General features: G+C 65.9%; 22 protein-coding genes. 8 read left to right on the forward strand and 14 right to left on the reverse strand.

The genetic code is table 11. The features are described from left to right. Positions 1–2 precede the first annotated feature (2 nt). From ACLRDN_RS09985 to ACLRDN_RS10025, 9 genes are read right to left on the reverse strand one after another with little or no spacing between them, the layout of a single operon-like run. The gene (locus ACLRDN_RS09985) at positions 3–2,888 is read right to left on the reverse strand and encodes a conjugative transfer ATPase (protein WP_012614070.1); all 2,886 of its coding nucleotides are present in this window, start codon (positions 2,886–2,888) and stop codon (positions 3–5) included. Next, a complete protein-coding gene (locus tag ACLRDN_RS09990; RefSeq protein WP_003149753.1) occupies positions 2,888–3,328 on the reverse strand; it encodes a TIGR03751 family conjugal transfer lipoprotein in 441 nt (146 codons plus the stop codon). Before ACLRDN_RS09990 ends, ACLRDN_RS09985 begins: the two co-directional genes overlap by 1 nt. Continuing rightward, the gene (locus ACLRDN_RS09995) at positions 3,309–4,727 is read right to left on the reverse strand and encodes a TIGR03752 family integrating conjugative element protein (protein WP_004350605.1); all 1,419 of its coding nucleotides are present in this window, start codon (positions 4,725–4,727) and stop codon (positions 3,309–3,311) included. The genes ACLRDN_RS09990 and ACLRDN_RS09995 overlap by 20 nt, the downstream gene beginning before the upstream one ends. After that, the gene (locus ACLRDN_RS10000) at positions 4,717–5,628 is read right to left on the reverse strand and encodes a TIGR03749 family integrating conjugative element protein (RefSeq protein WP_004350604.1); all 912 of its coding nucleotides are present in this window, start codon (positions 5,626–5,628) and stop codon (positions 4,717–4,719) included. Before ACLRDN_RS10000 ends, ACLRDN_RS09995 begins: the two co-directional genes overlap by 11 nt. Then, a complete protein-coding gene (locus ACLRDN_RS10005) occupies positions 5,625–6,317 on the reverse strand; it encodes a PFL_4703 family integrating conjugative element protein (protein ID WP_012614071.1) in 693 nt (230 codons plus the stop codon). Before ACLRDN_RS10005 ends, ACLRDN_RS10000 begins: the two co-directional genes overlap by 4 nt. Next, entirely contained in the window at positions 6,314–6,724 is a 411-nt protein-coding gene (locus ACLRDN_RS10010; RefSeq protein WP_003821108.1) for a TIGR03750 family conjugal transfer protein, read from the reverse strand. Before ACLRDN_RS10010 ends, ACLRDN_RS10005 begins: the two co-directional genes overlap by 4 nt. Positions 6,725–6,736: 12 nt before the next feature. Beyond that, a complete protein-coding gene (locus ACLRDN_RS10015; RefSeq protein ID WP_003153634.1) occupies positions 6,737–7,096 on the reverse strand; it encodes a TIGR03745 family integrating conjugative element membrane protein in 360 nt (119 codons plus the stop codon). A 16-nt stretch (positions 7,097–7,112) separates the two neighbouring features. Further along, the gene (locus tag ACLRDN_RS10020) at positions 7,113–7,346 is read right to left on the reverse strand and encodes a TIGR03758 family integrating conjugative element protein (RefSeq protein ID WP_003050225.1); all 234 of its coding nucleotides are present in this window, start codon (positions 7,344–7,346) and stop codon (positions 7,113–7,115) included. Beyond that, positions 7,343–7,726, reverse strand: coding sequence for an RAQPRD family integrative conjugative element protein (locus ACLRDN_RS10025; RefSeq protein WP_003090167.1), 384 nt, complete (start codon positions 7,724–7,726; stop codon positions 7,343–7,345). The genes ACLRDN_RS10020 and ACLRDN_RS10025 overlap by 4 nt, the downstream gene beginning before the upstream one ends. A gap of 203 nt (positions 7,727–7,929) precedes the next feature. Between ACLRDN_RS10025 and ACLRDN_RS10030 the strand changes: the two genes are divergently transcribed. Genes ACLRDN_RS10030 through ACLRDN_RS10065 form a run of 8 tightly spaced genes read left to right on the forward strand, consistent with a single transcriptional unit; the run spans position 7,930 to position 15,168 of the window. Continuing rightward, positions 7,930–8,400, forward strand: coding sequence for a helix-turn-helix domain-containing protein (locus ACLRDN_RS10030; protein ID WP_003050245.1), 471 nt, complete (start codon positions 7,930–7,932; stop codon positions 8,398–8,400). Then, the gene (locus ACLRDN_RS10035) at positions 8,397–8,972 is read left to right on the forward strand and encodes a PIN domain-containing protein (RefSeq protein ID WP_003153636.1); all 576 of its coding nucleotides are present in this window, start codon (positions 8,397–8,399) and stop codon (positions 8,970–8,972) included. The genes ACLRDN_RS10030 and ACLRDN_RS10035 overlap by 4 nt, the downstream gene beginning before the upstream one ends. A 17-nt stretch (positions 8,973–8,989) precedes the next feature. Then, positions 8,990–9,904 carry an AAA family ATPase gene (locus tag ACLRDN_RS10040; protein ID WP_003050256.1) on the forward strand — a complete coding sequence of 305 codons (915 nt, stop codon included), beginning with the start codon at positions 8,990–8,992 and terminating at the stop codon, positions 9,902–9,904. Further along, the gene (gene cap8, locus ACLRDN_RS10045) at positions 9,901–10,371 is read left to right on the forward strand and encodes a type III CBASS phage resistance system CD-NTase-associated protein Cap8 (RefSeq protein ID WP_003153638.1); all 471 of its coding nucleotides are present in this window, start codon (positions 9,901–9,903) and stop codon (positions 10,369–10,371) included. Before ACLRDN_RS10040 ends, cap8 begins: the two co-directional genes overlap by 4 nt. Further along, on the forward strand, positions 10,368–10,868 hold the full coding sequence (gene cap7 / locus ACLRDN_RS10050) for a type III CBASS phage resistance system CD-NTase-associated protein Cap7 (RefSeq protein WP_003090159.1): 501 nt from the start codon (positions 10,368–10,370) through the stop codon (positions 10,866–10,868). Before cap8 ends, cap7 begins: the two co-directional genes overlap by 4 nt. Then, complete coding sequence (locus ACLRDN_RS10055; protein WP_003153640.1) at positions 10,868–11,770, forward strand: CBASS oligonucleotide cyclase; 903 nt, start codon at positions 10,868–10,870, stop codon at positions 11,768–11,770. Before cap7 ends, ACLRDN_RS10055 begins: the two co-directional genes overlap by 1 nt. Positions 11,771–11,808: 38 nt before the next feature. Further along, the gene (nucC, locus tag ACLRDN_RS10060) at positions 11,809–12,534 is read left to right on the forward strand and encodes a CBASS effector endonuclease NucC (protein WP_003050273.1); all 726 of its coding nucleotides are present in this window, start codon (positions 11,809–11,811) and stop codon (positions 12,532–12,534) included. A 9-nt stretch (positions 12,535–12,543) separates the two neighbouring features. Then, positions 12,544–15,168, forward strand: a complete 2,625-nt coding sequence (locus ACLRDN_RS10065; protein WP_003153642.1) for an AAA family ATPase — start codon at positions 12,544–12,546, stop codon at positions 15,166–15,168. A gap of 40 nt (positions 15,169–15,208) precedes the next feature. Here ACLRDN_RS10065 and ACLRDN_RS10070 read toward each other — a convergent pair whose 3' ends face one another. From ACLRDN_RS10070 to ACLRDN_RS10090, 5 genes are read right to left on the reverse strand one after another with little or no spacing between them, the layout of a single operon-like run. Next, a complete protein-coding gene (locus tag ACLRDN_RS10070) occupies positions 15,209–15,958 on the reverse strand; it encodes a TIGR03747 family integrating conjugative element membrane protein (protein WP_003153644.1) in 750 nt (249 codons plus the stop codon). Next, positions 15,955–18,144, reverse strand: a complete 2,190-nt coding sequence (gene traD, locus ACLRDN_RS10075; protein WP_004350569.1) for a type IV conjugative transfer system coupling protein TraD — start codon at positions 18,142–18,144, stop codon at positions 15,955–15,957. The genes ACLRDN_RS10070 and traD overlap by 4 nt, the downstream gene beginning before the upstream one ends. A gap of 4 nt (positions 18,145–18,148) precedes the next feature. Further along, positions 18,149–18,697 carry an integrating conjugative element protein gene (locus ACLRDN_RS10080; protein WP_003109779.1) on the reverse strand — a complete coding sequence of 183 codons (549 nt, stop codon included), beginning with the start codon at positions 18,695–18,697 and terminating at the stop codon, positions 18,149–18,151. Further along, entirely contained in the window at positions 18,694–19,284 is a 591-nt protein-coding gene (locus ACLRDN_RS10085; protein WP_003109780.1) for a transglycosylase SLT domain-containing protein, read from the reverse strand. The genes ACLRDN_RS10080 and ACLRDN_RS10085 overlap by 4 nt, the downstream gene beginning before the upstream one ends. Next, a complete protein-coding gene (locus ACLRDN_RS10090) occupies positions 19,266–20,003 on the reverse strand; it encodes a TIGR03759 family integrating conjugative element protein (RefSeq protein ID WP_003098886.1) in 738 nt (245 codons plus the stop codon). Before ACLRDN_RS10090 ends, ACLRDN_RS10085 begins: the two co-directional genes overlap by 19 nt. Positions 20,004–20,008: the final 5 nt, after the last annotated feature.

The raw sequence follows: 20,008 nt of genomic DNA on the forward strand, positions 1-20,008 counted from the left end.
GTTTACGACAGTTCCAGGGCCGGCGACTCGATGCCGCGGGCCTGGTCGATCTTCTCGGCCACCTTGAAAGCCGCTTCCAGTTCGGTGCAGCCGTACTGCTGCATGAGCTGGTAGCGTTCGGCCTTCTCCTCGGGTTCTGTCTGCGCGAGGGCGAGGTACAGGGACGGCGGCACGGCGCGGAACAGCACTTCCATGCTCTTGGAGAGGATGACGCCTTCGGTGAATTTCCCCGCTTCCTTGCGCGCCGAAAGCATCAGCGCCTTCTGCGCGGGCGAGAGTTCGCGGAACCGCGCGATCTTCTCAACTTCATCGGGCGGCATGCTGAGACAGATCCACCACTCGATCATGTTGAGCATGGGCTCCGCGGCGCGCGGCAGGTCGTCGATGTTCTGCGTCGCGAGCCAGAACCAGGCCCCCAATTTCCTCCACATCTTTGTAATTTTCACGACGTAGGGCGCGAGCAGCGGGTTCTTCGTGATGATGTGGCCTTCGTCGGTGACGTTGATGATCGGGCGTCCCAGGTATTGGTCGCGCTCGGCGATGTTGTTCACCGTGCTGATCAGGCTGATGTAAGCGATGGAGAGCTGCGCGTTGTAGCCCTCGCGGGCGTATGTCGCGAGGTCAACCAAGGTGATGTCGGCTTCGGGCCACGGCGTGCCGTCGCGGTCGAACATTTCGCCGTCCGTGCCTTGACAGAACATGTCCATCGCATCCGCCATCTCCAGCAGCCGCACGCGGCGCATTTCGGGCAGCGTCGGGTCCTGGCCGCGGGCGCGCAACGCGTTGCGCACGTCGCGCGTAAGCACCGTGCGTTTGTCGGCCACGCAGTGCTCGGCGGCGTCGAGGATGCACTGACGGATCAGCGAGCGGTCAGCCCGCGTCATCCGGGCTTCCTCCTTGTCCTCTCCGCCCGTGATCATCAGCCGCGCCGTGATCTCCAGTTCGCCGAGCACGTCGCGCTGCTCGTCCGCCTCCATGGCCGAGGCATCTGGTGGCGGGTCTTCATCCAGCGCGTCGGCGTCGAGCGTCTGCACGTCGCTGGGCGTCTCGATCAGCCGACGCGCGTCTGCGAATGGCGCGAGGCTGATGCCCGAACCTGGGGCCAGCTTGACCCGGTTTACCGTCAGCCCGAGCATGCGTGCGAAGTCGCTGAACAGGCCGAAGCTGTTGCCAGCCTCCACGATGAACAGCCGCGGTCGGTAGATGGCCGTGACCTGATTCAAGAGGTTGTTGAGCGTGGCGCTCTTGCCGGAGCCGGTGGGGCCGAACAGGAACAGATGGGCGTTCATCTGCCGATCCAGGCGGCTGAGCGGGTCGAAGGTGATCGGCCCGCCACCGCGGTTGAACATCGTGATGCCCGGGTGCCCCGTACCTTGAGCGCGGCCCCACACCGGCGACAGGTTCGCCGCGTGCTGAGCGAACATCAGTTGGGTGTACCACTTGCGCCGATCCTGGCCGGGGTTGTAGCAGCATGGCAGCCACCGCAAGTAGCTGTTGAGCGGCGCCACCTCGTCGTCCTCGCGCACCGGCTGCAAGCCAGCATTGAGCATCACGTTCGCCAGGTCCAGGCCGCGCCGGTCCAGTTCCGCTTCGTCGCGTCCGCGCAGGTAGAATGCCAGCGTCCCCCGGTAGAGCTTGTGTGCGCTGCCGATGAGGGAGCGGGCTTCCTGCACGTCCTTCAACGTCTGCTCCGACGCCAGCGTCTCGCCCACGGCCTTCTTCGCCAGGTGGTTGAGATCCGCTTCCAGGACATCCTGCGGCGTGGCGACCATCGTGAGACACAGCAAGGTGTCTTCCGGCATCTGGTCGAACAGCGTGTTGATGGCATCCCCTTTGCGGGTCTCGCCGGTCAGGTGTCCGGTGCCGGGCGGCATGCGCAGCCGGTCGGTGATCAGCACGCGGTGCGGCATGCCGTCGAAATACCAGGTGCCGTGCTCCACGTCGGAGCGTGGCTGGCCGAAGAACAGCCGCTGGCTGAAATCCCGCCCGCTCGCCAGCTCGATTTCGCCGGCCTCGCTTTCTTCGGTGCTGTCGGGGTAGCGCGCCAGCGCGTAGAAGCGCTCCCGGTCCTCTGCACTCGGTCCAAGCATCGCCGGGCGCGGATTGAACCACCGCAGCAGCCAGTCGTGGACGTCGGCTGCGACCATGCGCCGTGCCTGGATGCCGGCGTTCGCCAGGCCGCCGCACAGGCGGTCGCAGACGATGTTCAGCATCTGCTCGGGCGTCTGGCCGCGGCGGCTTGCCTGCCCAGTTGCACGGCGATAGATCACCATGCGCACCCGCCGCGTCTGGCCGCGCCAGCGCAGCCGCGTGACCACCGTGTCCTCGAACAGGCCGCCGGGCTTGGCCACAGCGCGCAGGTGGTGGCCGAAGAAGCGCAAGTAGAACTCGGTGAACGCCGAGCCGCGCGCACGTGGCTGCACGTAATCGCGCAAGGTCTGCATGTACTGGTCGAAGCTCGGTTCGTCCTGGGCATAGAGCTGGAGCACCCACGGGTTCTCGTCCAGTTCATCGAAACTGTCCTGAAGCGCGTTTTCCAGGGCGTCGCGGGCATGCGCGAGCCAGCCGGGTTCCCGGCCTTCGGTGCCCAGCGGCACCAGTTCGTAGAACGCCGCCACCGATTGGCCATCCTCCAGGAGCATCGATTTCGACCCGGGCAAGAACTCCACCCAGGGCAGCAGTTCCACGAAGGACGGCGCAACGTCGTACAGCGCCTGCTCGTCGGCCACGGTCGCTGGCTTGCGGCCGTGGACTGCCGAACCGGGTTCGGGGATGCCGGCCTGGCGCAAGGCCTCGACGTGGCGCTGCCAGCTGTCCGGCTGCTCATCGCTAGCCGGGCTACTGGAGCCGGCGCCGGCCAGCTTCGGCCATGGGAGTTTCCACCGCATCAGTAGTCCTCCACGCGCTCGCCCGGCATCGCGTACTGGATGCGCTGGTAGAGCGGGAAGACGGTCGTGTAGCCGGGCACCGGCACGGGATCGGTGCCGGCCAGATGCGGGTACACGTACATCACGAGATCGGGATTGGGCAGGCGCTGGAACTGGCGGTGGACCTCATTGCGCGCGGTGCGCGTGTAGCGCATCTGCTCGACAGGTGCGGCCTGCACGTCGGCGTCGGTCAGGGGCCGACGCAGGCTCTGGCGCGCATCGAGCAGCTGGCGGCCGGCGTTCCGTCCGGCTGCGCCACCGCCGTCGCCGGCCTCCTGCTGCCAGATGTCCATCATCGTGCGGTCACCGTGGGTCAGCAGCTTTTCCTTGCTGGTGGCGCAGCCGCCGAGCACCGCGACGGCGAGGGCCAGCACCAGGCCCTTAATCGAGTTCGAGAGCATGGCTTTCTCCTGCGCGGTGATCGACCTTGCGGCCTTCGGGATCGAAGTCGATGGCGAGCGGTTTTTCGAGGTGGACGGCGACCTTGGCGCCGGGCTGCACATAGACGGCGGCGAACGCCTGGCCGTAGAGCTTGTTGACCCAGGCCGACATGTCCCGGACACCGCCCGCGAGAATCTGGCCGACCGCTTCCTGGCCGGTGATGCCCACGGTGCCGATGGAGCCGTCCGAGCCGACATAGGACATGCGGCCGCTGTCGCTCTCGATGAGCGAGGCCACGCCGGCACCGGCCGCGGTGATCAGGGCCTGCGAGCCGAGGTACTGCTGGGCGTTGCTGCGCCGCTCGCCGCTGACGCAGGGGATGCCGTGCGGGTCGCTGATCCAGCCCAAGCCGTCGCGTTGCTGGTTGTTCTGCTGGTTGCCCTCGCGGTCTTCGGGGATCGTGCGGATCGTGCCGTCGTTGAAGACGAACGTGATGCTGCGCACCTGGCCGCGCACGCACGAAAGCGTCCAGTCGCCCGATGCGGTGCCGCTGAACACGGCGCCGGCCACGTCGGGAATGTCGATGCCATTGGCGGTCAGGTTGTCCGGCCCGACCAGGACTTTGAACGGATAGGGATCGTTGACCGTGCCGTCGATCGGCACGCGGCCGATCAGCGCGGTCATGGCGACCGAACCCATGAGCGTGGAGTTGGTCGGCACGGTATAGACCGGCTTGGCACTCTTGACCCCAGAGGCGCGGGCGCCCGCGTTGGCCACGGTTTCCGCGGTGGTTTCGAGCGTGCTCTGCGCCGGGCCGAAGCTCGTGGGGAAGCTCATTCCGCCGCTCGCGCCACGACCGCCGTTGCGCCCCTCGGCGGGCTTTGCGTCGTCCGGCTCGACCCACCGCACGCCGCCCTCCATGCCGGCCTCGTCGCCGCCCTGCAGCCCCAGGCCCACGGGCAGGTCCGCATGGCCGCCGCCGCGCCCGCCGATGCTGTCCAGGCGCCGCTGCAGGTCGGCGAGCAGCCCTTCGGTCTGCTGGCGCGCGCTGGCCGCCTGCTCCTGGTCGCGGCGCAGGTTGGACCGCTCGGATTCGAGCGCCGAGTTGATGCGCTGGTCGATGGAGTTCTCGCGCTGGCGCAGTCGCTGGTTCTCTTCACGCTGCGACTTGTTGTCCGAGAGCGCGGTCTGAAGCTCGGTGCGCAACTGCTTCACTTGGGCAACGAGCGTCGCCACGGTGTCGCGCGGGGTGTCGCCTTCGATGCCCAGCGCCTTCATTTCCTCGGGCGTGAGCTGGGCGCCGTTGTCCGCCGCGGGTGGCGCCGTGCTGCCTCCACCCGAGAACAGCCGGATACCGACGAACAGCACCAGGATGGCGACAGGGATCATCAGCCACTTGAGCAGGCCGTTACTGCGCATGGCGGGCCTCCTTGGCGTTCTCGTCGCCGTCCGGCTGCGGCAGATGCACGGCAGGGTCGAAGCGGTGAATCGCCGGCAGCAGCGACTGCGCGAGGCCGCGGCCGCCCGTGACCAGGTAGAGGACGGTCGTGTCCTCGGGCGTGCCGCGCGGGCCCAGCGCCTCGTGCTGGAAGGTGGCGGTGAGGAAATCGCCTTGCAGCACGCGCGGGTCGAGCGCGACCCAGTCGGCGCCGGTGTTGGTAAGGCGCACGGCAGTCACCCATTGGTCTTCCAGGCGCCACGACGCGAGCGCGACCGCGCGCACCGGCAGCGTTGGCATCAGTGTGTCCAGGTCGAGGTCGCGGGGCAGGTTGACCCGCATGACGCCCGGAAGCGGCTCGACGGTGCGCAGCGGTGCGTAGAGGTTCTGCGCGGCGAAGCGCGTCAGCACGACAGGGACCGGAGTTTCGCGCCGCGCGGTCCGCGCACCTGCCTGGCCCTGGGCGCGTGCCGGGGCCTCGGCACTGTCGGCCTGCTCGCCATAGCGTCCCGGTGCGCTGTCACCCTCGACGATGCGCACCGGCTCCAGCTCGGCTTCCCCGTCCTTGGGCGGTTCGGCTGCGATGTCCAGCAGGATCAGCGCGCCCGTGTCGGCGTCCTGCAGTTGCAACCGCGTGGGCTCGATCGGCTCGCTGGCGCGCAGGTACACCGCGCCACCCGCACTCTGCACGCGCAGGCGTTCGCCCACGCCCGCGGGCACGCCCACGCGCACGTTCCGGTCGATGAACACGATGCGTTCCTGACCGACCTTCAGCGGCACTGCCAGTGGCATGCGTTCCCAACGCAGGATCTCCACCGCCTGGGCGACGGGTGCCGCGGCCACGGCCAGTAGCCCCAGCAGCGCGAGTACAGGATGCTTCATGGGGTGTTTCCTCCTTGAGGCGCTTGCGGAGACAGGCCACTCGACGCCGGGCGCGCCGGCTCCGGTGCACTGATGCGCTGGGGCGCGCCTTCGTAGCAGTCCAGCGCCAGGCCGAACGGGTTGCGGGCGGGATCGACGTCCACCCGCGTGACCTTGATCGGATAACGCACCAGGGCGCGCTTGACCTGCTCGGCGCCGTAGTACTCGTCCGCCGTGATGTCCAGCGTCACCACCCAGTCGCGATCGGACACGGTGCGCACGCGCGCCGTGGGGTCGTCGCCATAGCCGCGGCCGGGAATCTCGTAGATGCCGCGCACGCGCTGGCGTAGCTCGCCGGTGGAGCGGCGGTAGTCGTAGTCCGCGCGAAGGAAGGCCTGGCAGGACGGGGTGAGGTACGGCGAGAGCGTGTGGAGGTTGCGCGAGTAGTCTTCTTCGCCATTGGTCGGCCAGCGGTTCAGCGTCTGGAACACGTAGAACGTGAACGCATAGACCGATTCGGGCGGCACTTCCCACCACTTGCGGGTACTGCCAGAGCGCAGGTCGGGCGGGACGTGGATGGTCAGGTCGCGCGGCGCGCTCCACCAGCCGCCGCCCATGACCAGGGCGACAATGACCAGCGCGCCCGCGCCCAGGCGCAAGGTCTTGATGTGCGCCTGCAGGTGGGTGATCTCGTTCTTGAAGCGGCTCATCGTGCCCCCCTTGCAACGGACCTTCGGGTGGACCAGAAGCCGGAGCGCGAGATCAGCACGTGGCCGCCTACCCATCCCGCCATCAGTGGATGGCGCGTGGCGATGCGCCATTGCAGTTGCCGGTACAGCCAGGTGTCGGGGCGCCCGCGCTTGAGCCGGCGCAGGATGCCGCCGCCGATGAAGACGCCCAGGGCCACGCCCAGGACGACGAACGTCGGCGCGATGGCGATCGTGCGGAACACCCAGGACAGCGGCGCGCCGACCAGCAGGCCGGCGGCGCCGGACAGGCCGCAGCAGATCCACAGTTCGTCGGCGGTGAGGCCGCGCACGACAACAGGGTGGCGGTTGAGCCGATGCGGAAGGAACGTGACCGTCCCGTCCGCACGGACGTGCTGCTGCTCGGACATACCGGCCTCGCCTTACAGGATGCCGGTGGCTTCGGTGAGCAGCCAGATGCCGATCACGAGCAGCACGGCACCGATCGCGACGGTGAGGCCAAACTGGCCCCAGGTCTTGCGGCCGGTGTGGATTTCCGCGTAGGTGCCGTAGGCGTGGTAGCAGACGCCGATGAACATCGACGCCACGACCAGGAGGGCTACGAGCATGATGATGTCGTAGCCGTAGTTCCTGATCGTTTCCATGATGCCGTTGCCGGTGCCGCGGGTCGGGTTCTCCAACTGCGGCAGGCCTTGCGCGAACGACAGCGCGGGCAGCGCGGCGGCGCCCAGGGCCATGGCGGCGCGCTGGGCGAGACGGGAAGTGAGGATGCGGTTGTGCATGGTCGGGCCTTTCAGGTCAGGACAGAAGGAAGAAACTCAGGACGAGGTACATCGCGACGAAGCGGATGCAGACGCCGAGGAACTGGCGCTGGTTGAGGCGGCTCTCGGACCACCCCACGTAGGCCGTTCGGATGGCCCAGACGCCCCACACGAGCAGGACCGCGAACACGACGCCGACCAGGACGGTCGCCATTGCGGAAGGCGCGATGCCGCTGTTGGCTTGAAATGCCGAGACCTGGGCGCCGTTCATTGCTTGCCCCCCGCAGTCGTCGCCGGCAGCGGCTCGGCCGCCCGCTCGGTGCGGTAGTCGCCGGCCAGTTCGGAGGGGTCGCGCGGCTGAGCGCGCGATGGCGTCAGGTGAAACTGGATGCCGGCGCGAACGCGCGCCAGGTCAGCCAGCAGCCGCGGGTAGTCGAAGTGGTAGCGCTCGCCCGGCTGGATGGGGGCATGCGCGGCGCTGTCCGCGACGGTGCGCTCCAGCGCGTCGAGCTGGCGCAGTGCGGCGACCAGCTCCTGGCGCTGTGCCGGAGACTCGGCCAAGGCCATCTGGGACTGACCCAGCAGGAGGGCCGTCACGAGAAAAGTGGGCACGCCGCGATGCGCGGCGCGCAGCCAGATCGAAGCCACCATCGCGCCATTCCTGTGTGATCAGCAATGGGGTGATCGTGGAGATCAGGGCTGTTTTAGGCCGCAAACAATAGGAACTGGCGGACGACCGGATTGGGCATACCGCGAGCGAACCTACAAAAGCCCGGGTGGAGTTTCGATTATTGCGTTTTTCGAGTGTTTCGAATATGATCGGCTCTGCAACCGTTTTCGCTTAGGAGCTACCCATGACCACCGCCACTGCCCAATCCAAGATGACCCTTCCCGCCGCGGGAGAGGTTAAGGCAGCCGTCCAGGGTCAACGTGCCTTGGCGGCTTACCTCGCAACCCAGTTCGAGACGCAGCACATCCAGATCTTTGATGACCACAAACAGGCTCATCAGGTGGAACTGCCTACCTCGGCTTTACGCCTGCTGGTCGACATCCTGGCCGAGTTGGCCGATGGCAATGCAGTAAAGGTGGTGCCCGTCCATGCAGAGCTGACGACCCAAGAGGCGGCGGACTTGCTCAACGTGTCCCGTCCCCATTTCGTCAAGCTGCTAGAAGATGGGGTGTTGGCATTTCATCGCACCGGCAAGCACCGCAGGGTGAGGTTCGCCGATCTGATGCAGTACAAGGAAGCGCGCGAGCGCGCCAGTGAGCAGGCGATGGCCGAACTCGCTCAGCAGTCGCAAGAGTTGGGAATGGGATACGAATGAGGCATTCCCCATTCACCGCCGTCTACGACGCGTGCGTTCTATATCCCGCGCCACTGCGGGATTTCCTGATGTGGCTCGGCCTGTCTGGCCGCTTCCGGGCGCGGTGGAGCCAAGCCATTCATGAGGAGTGGAAACGCAATCTGTTGATCAACCGCCCCGATCTCACCCGGGTTCAGGTCGACAGGACGTCGGATCTCATGGACAGGGCCATTCCGGACGGCTTGGTGGAGGGCTACGAAGCGCTCGTGGCAGGCCTGACATTACCCGATCCGAACGATCGGCACGTCCTGGCTGCGGCGATTCGCTGCGGTGCGAGCGTGATTGTGACGTTCAACGAACGTGATTTCCCGAACGATCTGCTGGCTCCGTACGGCATCGAATCGCAGCACCCCGATGAGTTTGTGGACAACCTGCTGGATCTGGATGCGGCCGCCGTAGTGTCGGCTGCGCAGCGCCAGCGTGCCCAACTCAAGCATCCGCCGATCGATGTGGACCGCTATCTCGAAATCCTGCTGCGCCAAGGCCTTGTGCAAACGACCAAGGTGCTGGCGACCTATCGCACCATTCTCTGACCCGCCGAGAGCCACGGATGACCAAGAATCCTTCATCAGACGCCACTTTGCCGAAAGGCATCCATCGAAGCTGGAAGCTGCCGGATAAGTCGCTGGGTGACTTGTGGGATTCGATCGTGATGGACGAAGCCATCAAAAAACAGTTGCTGTCACAAGCGATCGTCAACTTCACGGTGCGCCCCAAGGTGGAGCGCACGGTACTCCCCCTGCACGGCGTGATCTTGTTGGTCGGCCCGCCGGGGACTGGGAAGACCTCCTTGGCACGGGGCTTGGCGCATCGTGTGGCCGAATCTTTTTCTTCTGCGAAGTTTCGATTGCTGGAAGTGGAGCCTCACACGCTGACGAGCTCTGCAATGGGAAAGACTCAACGCGCCGTGGCAGACCTGTTCTCGCAATCGATCGCAGAATCCGCAGCGGCGGGCCCGACGATCGTCCTTCTGGACGAGGTCGAAACGCTTGCGGCTGATCGAGCGAAGCTCAGCCTGGAAGCCAACCCGGTTGATGTGCACCGGGCCACCGACGCGGTGTTGGTGCAGTTGGACATGTTGGCCGAACGCAACCCGCATCTGCTGTTCGTGGCCACCAGCAACTTCCCACAGGCCGTCGACAGTGCCTTCCTATCTCGTTGCGACATGGTGATGGAGGTGCCACTGCCCGGCAAGGATGCCTGCAAGCAGATCCTAGTGGACTGCCTGAATGGCCTGGCAAAGACATTTCCGGGGATTGGCAAGCTTTCCTCGGCTCACCAGTTCGACGCGTGCGCTGGCGAGTGCGTCGGATTGGATGGTCGGGCCATTCGCAAGGTCGTAGCCAACGCCCTCGCGGCCGACCCGCAAGTGGCTATCGATCCGAACAAGCTTTCCGTAGAGCACTTGCGCAGTGCGATACGACAGGCAAAGCAAATGCGCCTTCAAGGAGGGAAGCAAAAATGACCACCGTTGTCAGCCGGACGTTTCGCAGCTCGCCGCACCGCGATGCGTTGCAGACATGGGATGCCATTGTCGAACTGCTCACTCAGGGCAAGGACGGCACGGCTCGCTCTGAACTCAGGGCCGTGACGGGCGTGGCCGCCAGCTTGATCGCCGACCAGGCACCCAAGAGCGCGCCCATCGTTGCGACATGCGATGGACCACGGACCAGGATCTACTGCCTCTTCGACGAAGACGCGATCTATGGTGATGATGCCAACGAAGAAGTCTTGGGGTTCGAGCCGTTGAAGGGAGACTGGGGAGTCTCGCTGCCGTGTCCGAAGGAGCAGCTCGGCTGGGTGCAAAGCGCGCTCAAAAAGCACAGTTCTCGCATCATTGCACGGGACTTGAGCCAAGGAATTGCCACGCAGGCGCAGGCCGATGCTGGGCAAGCGCTGTCGCTCGACCTCGGAGGTTTCCTCAAGTCATGAGCACCGTCGCCACCTACTCGTACACGCACTCGGTTACCTATGTGACCGACAACATCCTCAAGAGCTTGAAAGACATCATCCTGCTCAGTGGGCTGGACCCTGAGCACTTTGCGGATCGCTGGGAGAGCAATACCCGAGCCATCAAGACGTGGCTCGGGACCGGTGATCTGCGCAAGGTGATTCTGGAGATCTACAACCCGGCAACCGACAAGCTCGTGACCCGATGGGATATCGACATCGTGTATGGGTGGTCCGATGGCGACGGCAGCTTCTGGACAGATACCGAGCAGTTGAAGTACGCGATCAAGAAAGCTGGGCTGCTGCCATCGCAGGCCAAGTACAAGTTAATGCTCGATACAAAGCCAGGGCGACCTGATGTGGAGGGATGGAGCAAAGGAAGTTATCGCTCGACGGATGGAATGGTCAAGCAGAGCCTAGGCTCGACTGTCGAACACAGCGGCCTGGCGGGTCAGGCCGGATATTGGAGGCAACGCTGATGCTGTCGATCGATGAAGCTTTTCGCAAGTTCAAGTCGCGTCTGGAACTCAACGAACGCGAACAGAAGAATGCCTCGCAACGCCAGAACGAAGTGCGGGACTACCTGCAGACCAAGTTCGGCATTGCGCGCAGCTTCCTGACCGGTTCCTATGCTCGATACACGAAGACGAAGCCGCTCAAGGATATCGACATCTTCTTCGTGCTGAAGGACTCGGAGAAGCATTACCACGGCAAGGCCGCATCGGTAGTGCTGGATGATTTCCACTCTGCATTGGTGGAGAAATACGGTTCGGCGGCCGTGCGCAAACAGGCGCGCTCGATCAACGTGGATTTCGGTGTTCACATCGACGCGGAGGACAACACGGACTACCGGGTGGTCAGCGTGGATGCGGTGCCCGCATTCGATACCGGCGACCAGTATGAGATCCCCGATACGGCGTCCGGAAAGTGGATCAAGACGGACCCGGAGATCCATAAGGACAAGGCGACCGCAGCGCACCAAGCCTATGGCAATGAGTGGAAAGGTCTCGTGCGCATGGTGAAGTACTGGAACAACAATCCCAAGCACGGCGATCTGAAGCCGGTGAAGCCCTCGTTCCTGATCGAGGTAATGGCCCTTGAGTGTCTTTACGGCGGCTGGGGAGGATCGTTCGATCGCGAGATCCAGTCGTTCTTTGCCACGCTTGCCGATCGAGTTCATGACGAGTGGCCGGATCCCGCCGGACTTGGCCCGGCGATCAGCAACGATATGGATGCCGCGCGCAAGCAGCGCGCGCAGCAGCTGCTGTTCCAGGCGAGCCAAGACGCAAGCATCGCCATCGACCACGCGCGTCGTGGTCGCAATATCGAAGCGCTTCGCGCCTGGCGCGCACTGTTTGGCCCCAAGTTCCCACTGTCCTGATTCCATCGGCTTCCATACACGTCCCATCGAGGTACAGCATGTCCCAGTGGTCGCTTTCCCAGCTCCTGTCGTCCCTGCATGAGGACATCCAGCAGCGCTTGTCCGTAGTACGCAAGACCTTCGGTCACCCGGGTACGAAGGGGGATGCGAGCGAGAACGTCTGGATCGACATGCTGGATACCTATCTGCCCAAACGGTACCAGGCGGCCAAGGCGCATGTGGTGGACAGCCTGGGGAACTTCAGCCAGCAGATCGATGTGGTGGTGTTTGATCGGCAATATTCGCCTTTTATCTTCACCTACGAGAACGAGACGATCATTCCAGCCGAAAGCGTGTACGCCGTTTTCGAGGCCAAGCAGACGGCTGACGCGGGGCTTGTGGCCTATGCCCAGGAGAAGGTCGCCAGTGTGCGCAGGCTGCACCGCACGAGCCTGCCGATCCCGCACGCTGGCGGGACCTACCCAGCGAAGCCGTTGATTCCGATTCTGGGTGGCTTGCTCACCTTCGAGAGCGAATGGAGTCCTGCATTGGGTCCATCCATGGACAAGGCGCTGAACGCAAACCTCACCGAGGGGCGTCTGGACATCGGATGCGTTGCCGCCCACGGGCACTTTTTCTATGACCAAGCCAGCGGCGCGTACAGCTACACCAACGAAAACAAGCCGGCGACCGCGTTTCTTTTCAAGCTGATCGCGCAGCTTCAGTTCAGTGGAACGGTCCCCATGATCGATGTGGAGGCTTACGGTCAGTGGTTGACCAAGTGAGGGGGCGCTGTGGCAAGCATACGTTCGGAGTACCACCGGTTCCTGGCGCACTTGGCGCAGCGGCACGTGCACGACGACGTGCGCCGGCTGGCGCACCTGGTGCTCGATCACCTGCAGCCACTGGCCGAGGTCGGTGCTGCACGCCGGGGGCGCTCCACGCGCTTGGCGCCGCTGGCCATCGCGCATCTGGCGCAGATGCCTGTCGCCTACGACGGGGACGCGCGCGGCCCCGAAAACGGGCCGGCGCTCGGGCGACTGCACCAGCTCGAAGTCGGGCCGTTTCGAGGATTCATGCGGCAGGAGACGTTCGACCTCAGCCATGACATCACCTTGGTCTACGGTGCCAACGGCACCGGCAAGAGCAGCTTCTGCGAAGCCTTGGAAGTGGCGATGCTCGGTTCGATCAGCGAAGCGCAGGCCAAGCGGGTCGACCAGCGGACGTACTGCAACAACGCTCGCCTGCGCCGCCACGTCGCGCCAGTCCTGTCGTCTACGGCGGCGGGCGAAGCGCAGGCCGTCCAGCCCGACGAAGCTGAGTATCGCTTCTGCTTCATCGAGAAGAACCGCCTCGACGATTTCGCCCGAATCGCCGCGCGGACCCCGAGCGATCAGCGCCAGCTCATCGCCACCCTGTTCGGCGTGGACCAGTTCAGCGAGTTCGTGCGCGGCTTCAACCCCTCGCTCGATCAGGACCTGATGCTTGCCGGCGTGCAGGCGGCGCAGCTGGCGCAGCGTCGCCTGCGGTTGGCGAACTCCGAACAGACCATCGCCGCCTACCCGCAGAAGATCGCAGCGGTCGAGGGCCTGGAACAAGCTTTGGCGCAGCGCATGTCACCTGGCGCGACCTATCAAGCCTGCGTGGACTGGCTGCTGGGTACGCCGCAGCAGCAAGGACGGCTACCGTATGTCCAGGCTCAGCTGGACGCCAACCCGCCTGCCATTCACGAGGTGACCCAGGCCCGCCTGCAAGCGTTGCTGGCAGAGGCCTACCGCGTCCAGGGACTGTGGCAAGCGTCTTCCGCGCAACTCGCGGCCCGCGCGGGCGAGGTGTCGTACGCGAAGCTCTACGAGGCCGTGCAAGCGTTGGCGGACGGGGCGACCGCGTGTCCGGCATGTGGAACCGGACTGGCCGCTGTGGCACAGGACCCGTTCGCCAGGGCGCGAATGGGCCTGGAGCAGCTCGCGCAACTGGCCGTCCTGCAGCAGCAAGAGGCCGGGCATCGGACGCAGTTGAGCGAGGCGGTCCGAGCGCTGTGGGACGAAATGCGCCGCGTGGTGGCGGCGGCTGGGGTCGCTTGTCCTGCCGAATCGCAGGCCGCGGGCCTGCCACTGCTGCCTCCCACGTCGGCGGGCAATTGGCTCGGCGGCTGGGTGAATGGGGACCAGCGCGCCTGGCAAGCCCTCTTACGGATCGCACAGATCATCGAAGGCTTCGACGCGCAGGCGCGCGACGTGCATGCCCAGCGCGGCGCGATGGCCCAGGAGCGGGACCGCCTGCAACAGCATCAGCTGGAGATCGAACGGCTGCGGACCATGCGCACGACTGCGGATCAGGAGCTGGCGGCCGCCCGCCAAACCGTGGCCCAATTCGACGACGCGAACCGCGGCCTGATCCAGGCGGCCACGGACGAAATGCCGGTGGTGGTGCACCATCAGCGGGTCAAGGCCGCCTACGACGGCTTCCTACCCGAGATTCAGGCATACCTGACCGCTCTGCCGGGGGTTCTGCTACAGGGGCTGGGAGACCAAGCCCGCCATCTCTACAACGCATTCAACCGGGCCGATCCGCCCGGCGATCTGCTGCACGCGCTGTGGTTGCCCGTGGCCGAGAACGGCAAGATCGAGGTGGAGTTCGCCGGCGAGCCGGGCGTGCGCTACGACGCGTTGATCGTCTTCAGCGAAGGGCACATCAAATGCTTGGGTCTGGCGATTCTGCTTGCCAAGAACCTCGCGCAGGGCTGCCCCGTGGTCATCTTCGATGACGTCGTCAATGCGATAGACGACGACCATCGCGATGGCATCTGGCGTACCTTCTTCGAGGACGGTTTGCTCCACGGCAAGCAGGTTATCCTCACCTCGCACGCAGAGGAGTTCCTGCACCGCATCCAGCAGGAGTTGGGCGTGCGCCGCGCCGCGGCCATCAAGCGCTACAAGTTTCTCCCGCATCAGGGAGAGCACGAACTGCGGGTCGACAGCGACCCGCCAGCGAAGAACTATGTTCTTCTGGCCCAGCAGGCGTTGGCGGCTGACGAGAAACGCGAGGCACTGCGCCAGGCCCGGCCGGCGCTGGAGAGTCTGACGGACCGCCTGTGGACGTGGCTGGGTCGGCGGGCGGACGGCCGGATCGACATCAAGCTGAGCGGGCCCCGCGCGCCTTGGGAGCTGAACAATAAATGCACCAAGTTGCGGTCGGCCGTCGAGCGTATCGCGGCGCAACATGCGGGTGCGCCGGATGCCGTAGGGGCGTTGGTCAGGCTGCTCAATGTCAGCGGTACGAGTATTGAATGGGGTTACCTCAATAGCGGTGTGCACGACGCTCAGCGCGATCATGAGTTCGATCGGGCGACGGTAAGAACGGTCGTCGAGGCGGTTACGGCGTTGGATGCTGCTCTTGATACCCTGCAGAACCGATGAACGGCACACGGCTTTGCAGAGCAGTGCCGCCCGTGTCACCTCATAAGTACTTCTTGAAGCTGCCTGCGGTCAGGCTGACTGCCATCCCCAGCAACGCCGCGCTGGGCAGCAGGATGACCAGAGGATGCACCGCTATGGGCAGTGCGAGATAGGTGACCCAAGGCAGCACGGCCAACGGCATCAGGCTGGCCTTCGCGCGGTGGTAGATGAAGCCGGATTCGCGGCCCGCGCCGAACCGGCGCACATCCCGTCGCACCAGGCCGTCGATCAGGCCGACGAATGCTGCAGTGAGGATCAGCGGCAGCGTGAGTACCAGGACCAGCAGGCGCACCAGGAAGGTGAGCGTCGTGAAGGCCGCAGCGATCAGGTAGCTTTCGGCCCAGACATAGACTTGGCTGATGTAGTAGCGGAAGTTGCGGCTCTGCCCGTGGCTGGCCGCGCGGGCGCGCTCGGCGGTCTGGCTCATGCGCTCCAGCAACCCCGAGCGCACGAACACCCACTCGTACCCGGTATCCACCAGCTCGTGCGCCGTGCGCCCGGGCTCCTGCACCACCACGCTGCGCGTGAAGTGGTTGGACAGGTGCCCGAGTTCGTACTGCAGCATCTGCTGGGAGTGGCGCCAGCCCTGGTCCTTCCAGAACAGGTGCATGCCGACGCACTCCACCACGATCGAGAACAGCAGCGAGCCGATGAGCACCCCGAGCAGCCGGAACGGCAAGGTGATGGTGCCGACGATCAGCCCCTGGCGCTGGTTCTGCTCCCGCTGCGCGGTCGAGGCGGCATCCTTCATGGTGCGGCCTCGCCGGTGCTGTCGTCGGCGCCGGTGGCCACCGCGTCAGGCTCGGCTGGAGCGGCGTCATCCAGCAGGTCGTCGGGCAAGGCTGCATGCGGCAAGGCTGCGGAACTGGTGAACTCCCACCACTGCGTGGCCTCGCTGTAGCTCTGGCGCATATACCCGGCCAGTTGCTGCAAGTCCGTCGGCATCACTTCATCGGGGTCTGGCGCCGGAAGCGGCATGCGCACCTTCCAAAGCTGGCCGCCCTGCAGCAGCGCGAAGCATTGGCCCTTGGGCAGACCGACGACGTGTGACGGCTCGATCATCGGCACGCTGGCCATGCTGATGCGGTCCTGGGTGTTCGACGTGAAGTCCGTCGCGCCGCGGATGTCTGAGCTGTCCGTCGCGCCCGAGACGATGGTGGTCGTATAGACCTCGACCTTCGGCAACTGCCTCGTCAGCAGTTCCGCGGTGGCCGTCTCGCGCACGCGCAACATGAATAAATTGTTGAAATTCCCGATCACTTGGCCGGCCTTCGCGCGGTTGCCGATGCGGGCCTCGATGTCCGAAAGCGTTTGCGTGTAGGCGGTGACTTGCAGGCCCGCGCCACCGCCCTTGTTGATGAGCGGAATGAACTCGTCACCCATCAATTCATTGAACTCGTCCGCATGCACGTTGATCGGCACGCGCGCACCAGCCGATGCGCCCGGCAGGCCATCGTCGATTCCGTGCTTGTAGATGTGCCCAGCCACCGAGACGAGATCGCTGAACATCGAGTTGCCGACCGCTGCGGCGACCTCCGCATCGGACAGCGCGTCCAAGCCGACATAGACGACGGCGCGCTTCCTGATCACCTGCATCCAGTCGAAGATCGGGCGCGGGTCGGCCAGGTCGGAGTAGTTCGGCGCCAGGAGCTGGGCGATCTTGCCGCTCGTGAGCTTTTCCAGCAGCGGCAGCAGCGATGCAACGATCTTGTCGAAGTAGGTCTTGTCGTAGCGCACCGCCGAGCGCAGGCCATCGAGCACAGGGTCGTAGTTGCGCGCCTGGGAGAGGTATTGCTCCAGCGCCACCACACGCTTCTCGCGCCCGATCATGTTCCTTGGGATGTTCTTCTCGTTGAGCTTGGCCTCGATCTGGACGATCACCTCCCAGGCCTTGGGCTCCGTCTTGGCAAAGTAGTGCTGGGCGTACTCAATGAACAGCGCGTCGATGTTGATGACGTGGCGCTGGATCAGCATGTAGTCCGGGCGCTGCCCCAGTTCCACCAGGGCGCGGGCGATGATGTTCACGAAGCGCCATGCGAACTCGCGGAACGCCGCGCTGTTGCCTTCGCCGGAGAGCTGCCCCGCGATGCGTGTCGCCACTTCCGAGATCCGACCGAAGCGGCCCACGGCGTTGTAGCGGGCGCTGATTTCCGGCCAGCCCAAGTGGAAGATGTAGAACTCGCCTTCGCGGCCAGCGCGCTGGGCTTCGACGTACATCCGTTTCAAGAGATCGGCATCCCCCTTGGGGTCGATGACGATGACGACCTCATGCTCGCCGGCAGCATTCCTGCGACGGATGTCCTGCGTGACGAACAACTCGGCCAGGCGCGTCTTGCCCACCCGCGTGGTGCCCAGCACCAGCGAGTGCCCGACGCGCTCGCCCAGCGGCAGGCTGACGTCCACTTCGTCGGGCTCGATGCCGTGCAGCCTTGGCAGGCCGCCGACAGGCGGCAACGGGCGCACGGGGTTGAAAGGCGCGTCCCAGCCGGTGAGCTTCGGCAGGCGCGAGAGCGGCAATGGCGCGAACTCCAGCCGTTCCTCCAGGCGCCTGGTCAGCCGGTAGGCCGGCGTCGGCTCGACGTAGCGGCGGAACTCGGGCCGGTACGTCTGCATCAGCCGATGCGTGTGCTTCTGCTCCCAGAGAAAGCCGCGCCCCACGAATAGGCGCTGCTGGCTGACCGGCACGTCCTTGCTGGTCATCACGTAACGCGGCAGACGGCGGATGTTGCGCCGGTAGCGCAGGATGATGCGGGCATCGCGGTAGCGGATCGCGCCGTAGGCGCCGAACGCCAAGGCGCTGCCGATGCCCATGGCCGGGCTCAGCGCGAGCGACCATGGGGCCACCAGGCACAGAAACGCGGCGCCTGCACACGCCGCGACGGTGTATAGCTCCACCGCTGGGCGTAGCAGAACCTCGACCGGCTGTTTGCCCGACATGGCTTCATTGCTCGATGCCGGTGGCCGTGATCAGCGCCGGGTAGTGCCGCAGGCCCAGGCGATCGGCCAGGTCGTCGCCGGCCACGGGCGCGAGCGGCACGCCCGGCACCAGGGCGCGCAGCCGCGCCAGGCCCTGCGCGGTCTCGACGTTGACGACCAGGCCGACCGCGCCACGTTCGCGCAAAGCGGCGGCGCGGCGCTGCAACCAGGCCCGGGAAGCCTCGTCGTCGCCGATGACCACGAACGGCCGCAGGCCGGGCGCTTCGATCACCCGTCGCGCGACGGTGCCGGGCGTGAGCTTGGCGCTGCGCACCGGCAGCATCGCGGCTTCGTCCGCCCGTGTGGCAGGAACCTGGGGCGTCGGGATGGACGGCCGCGCCGGTGCGTTGGCGCGCGGCTGGAGATTCAGGGCTTCGTAGTACGGCAATGCCGACGTGCCGCCACGGTCCTCGACAACGATCAGTGGCTCGCCGGCACGCGAGGCCAGCGGCAGGCCTGACAGCAGCATGAGTAGGCCCGTGAACGCGAGATGGGCGGGATGGGGTTTCGTCATGGGGAGGTCTCCTGGCGCGCCGCGAGGACCGCGGCGGCTGGTCGCGTGCCCTGCACGCGGGCAAGGTGGCGCGACACGCTGCGCCGATAGCGGGCGGCGGGCTCGCCGCCTGCGGGGCGGTGGTAGCGGCCGATCGCCAGCAGCCAGTCCTCGCCGGGGGTGTGCTGCTCCTTCAGGATCTCGGCGGCAACGGCCAGGTTGCGATACGGATCCAGCAGGTCGCACGCGCCGGTAAAGCGGTGCTTGTGGTAGCCGAGGTTGATCTGGCCCAGGCCCGCATCAATGCGCGTGTGCGGCGTGGCGCGCATCGCCTGCTGCAGGCCAGCGCAGGCGTCGGCGCGCGTGGCGAAGCGGCGCGACTGGCCGGCGACGTTGAGGGACCACGGCCACGGCACCAGGCGCCCGTTGCGCCGGATGCCGCTCTCCTGCAAGGCCACGGCGTAGAGCACGGTCGAGGGGATGCCTGCGCGCTGGGCGGCAAGCTGGTAAGCCGGTGGCGGAACCTCCTGGGCCAGGGCGGCAACGGCATACAGGCCGGCAGTGAGCACCAGTGCGCGCAGGGGCATGGCTACGGCTGGCGCTGCCATTGGCCGTTCACTTCGCGCACGGCGGCGGGCAGATCGCCGGGCAGGCCCAGTGACAGCCAGCGGCCGCCGTCGTGGTTGAGCGTGATGCTGCCGGCGCGCACGCGCGCCGGGTCGATCTGCGCGCGCTTGGCCCAGTCGCGGATGCGCGCGTCATCCTGGCGGCTGCCCACCATGTACAGGTCGAACTCCGCGCCCGAGGATTGCAGGCGCTGCACGAGCTGTCCGCAGGCTGCGCAGCCGTCCTTGACGAACACCGCCATGCGGCCGCTGCCGCGCAAGGGACTGCTGGATGGGCCGGCGCCCGGCTTGTCGTCGGGCAGGTTCACGCGCTGCATCCCCGGATTCAGGCGCTGCCAGGCCTCGTCGTAGGCGCGCTGGTAGGCGAGCAGCTTCTCGACGCGGCGCGCTTCCACCTGCACCTGCAGTTCCGCATAGCGGCGCCGTTCTTCGTCCGTGCGAGCTTCGATGCCCAGGGCGGACAGCGGGTCCAGGTTGGGCGAGTAGATACCCAGCGGCCCATCCATCAGCTCGCGGTAGCGTGCCCATTCTTGTGGCTGCAAGCCCCATTCGGTTGCCACCCGGTCGTCCAGCACGCGGGCGGCCAGCGGGCGCTCCTGGCTCTGTGCGTTGCGCGCCGAGGTCGTTGCGGGCTGCTGCGCCCAGGCGGGCCATTGCGACGACGCCACCAGGACCGCGAAAAGGAGGATCGACGGCTTCATGGGGT

The sequence above is a fragment of the Herbaspirillum huttiense genome (assembly GCF_047300815.1).
Classification (GTDB): Bacteria; Pseudomonadota; Gammaproteobacteria; order Burkholderiales; family Burkholderiaceae_D; genus Herbaspirillum; species Herbaspirillum huttiense_A.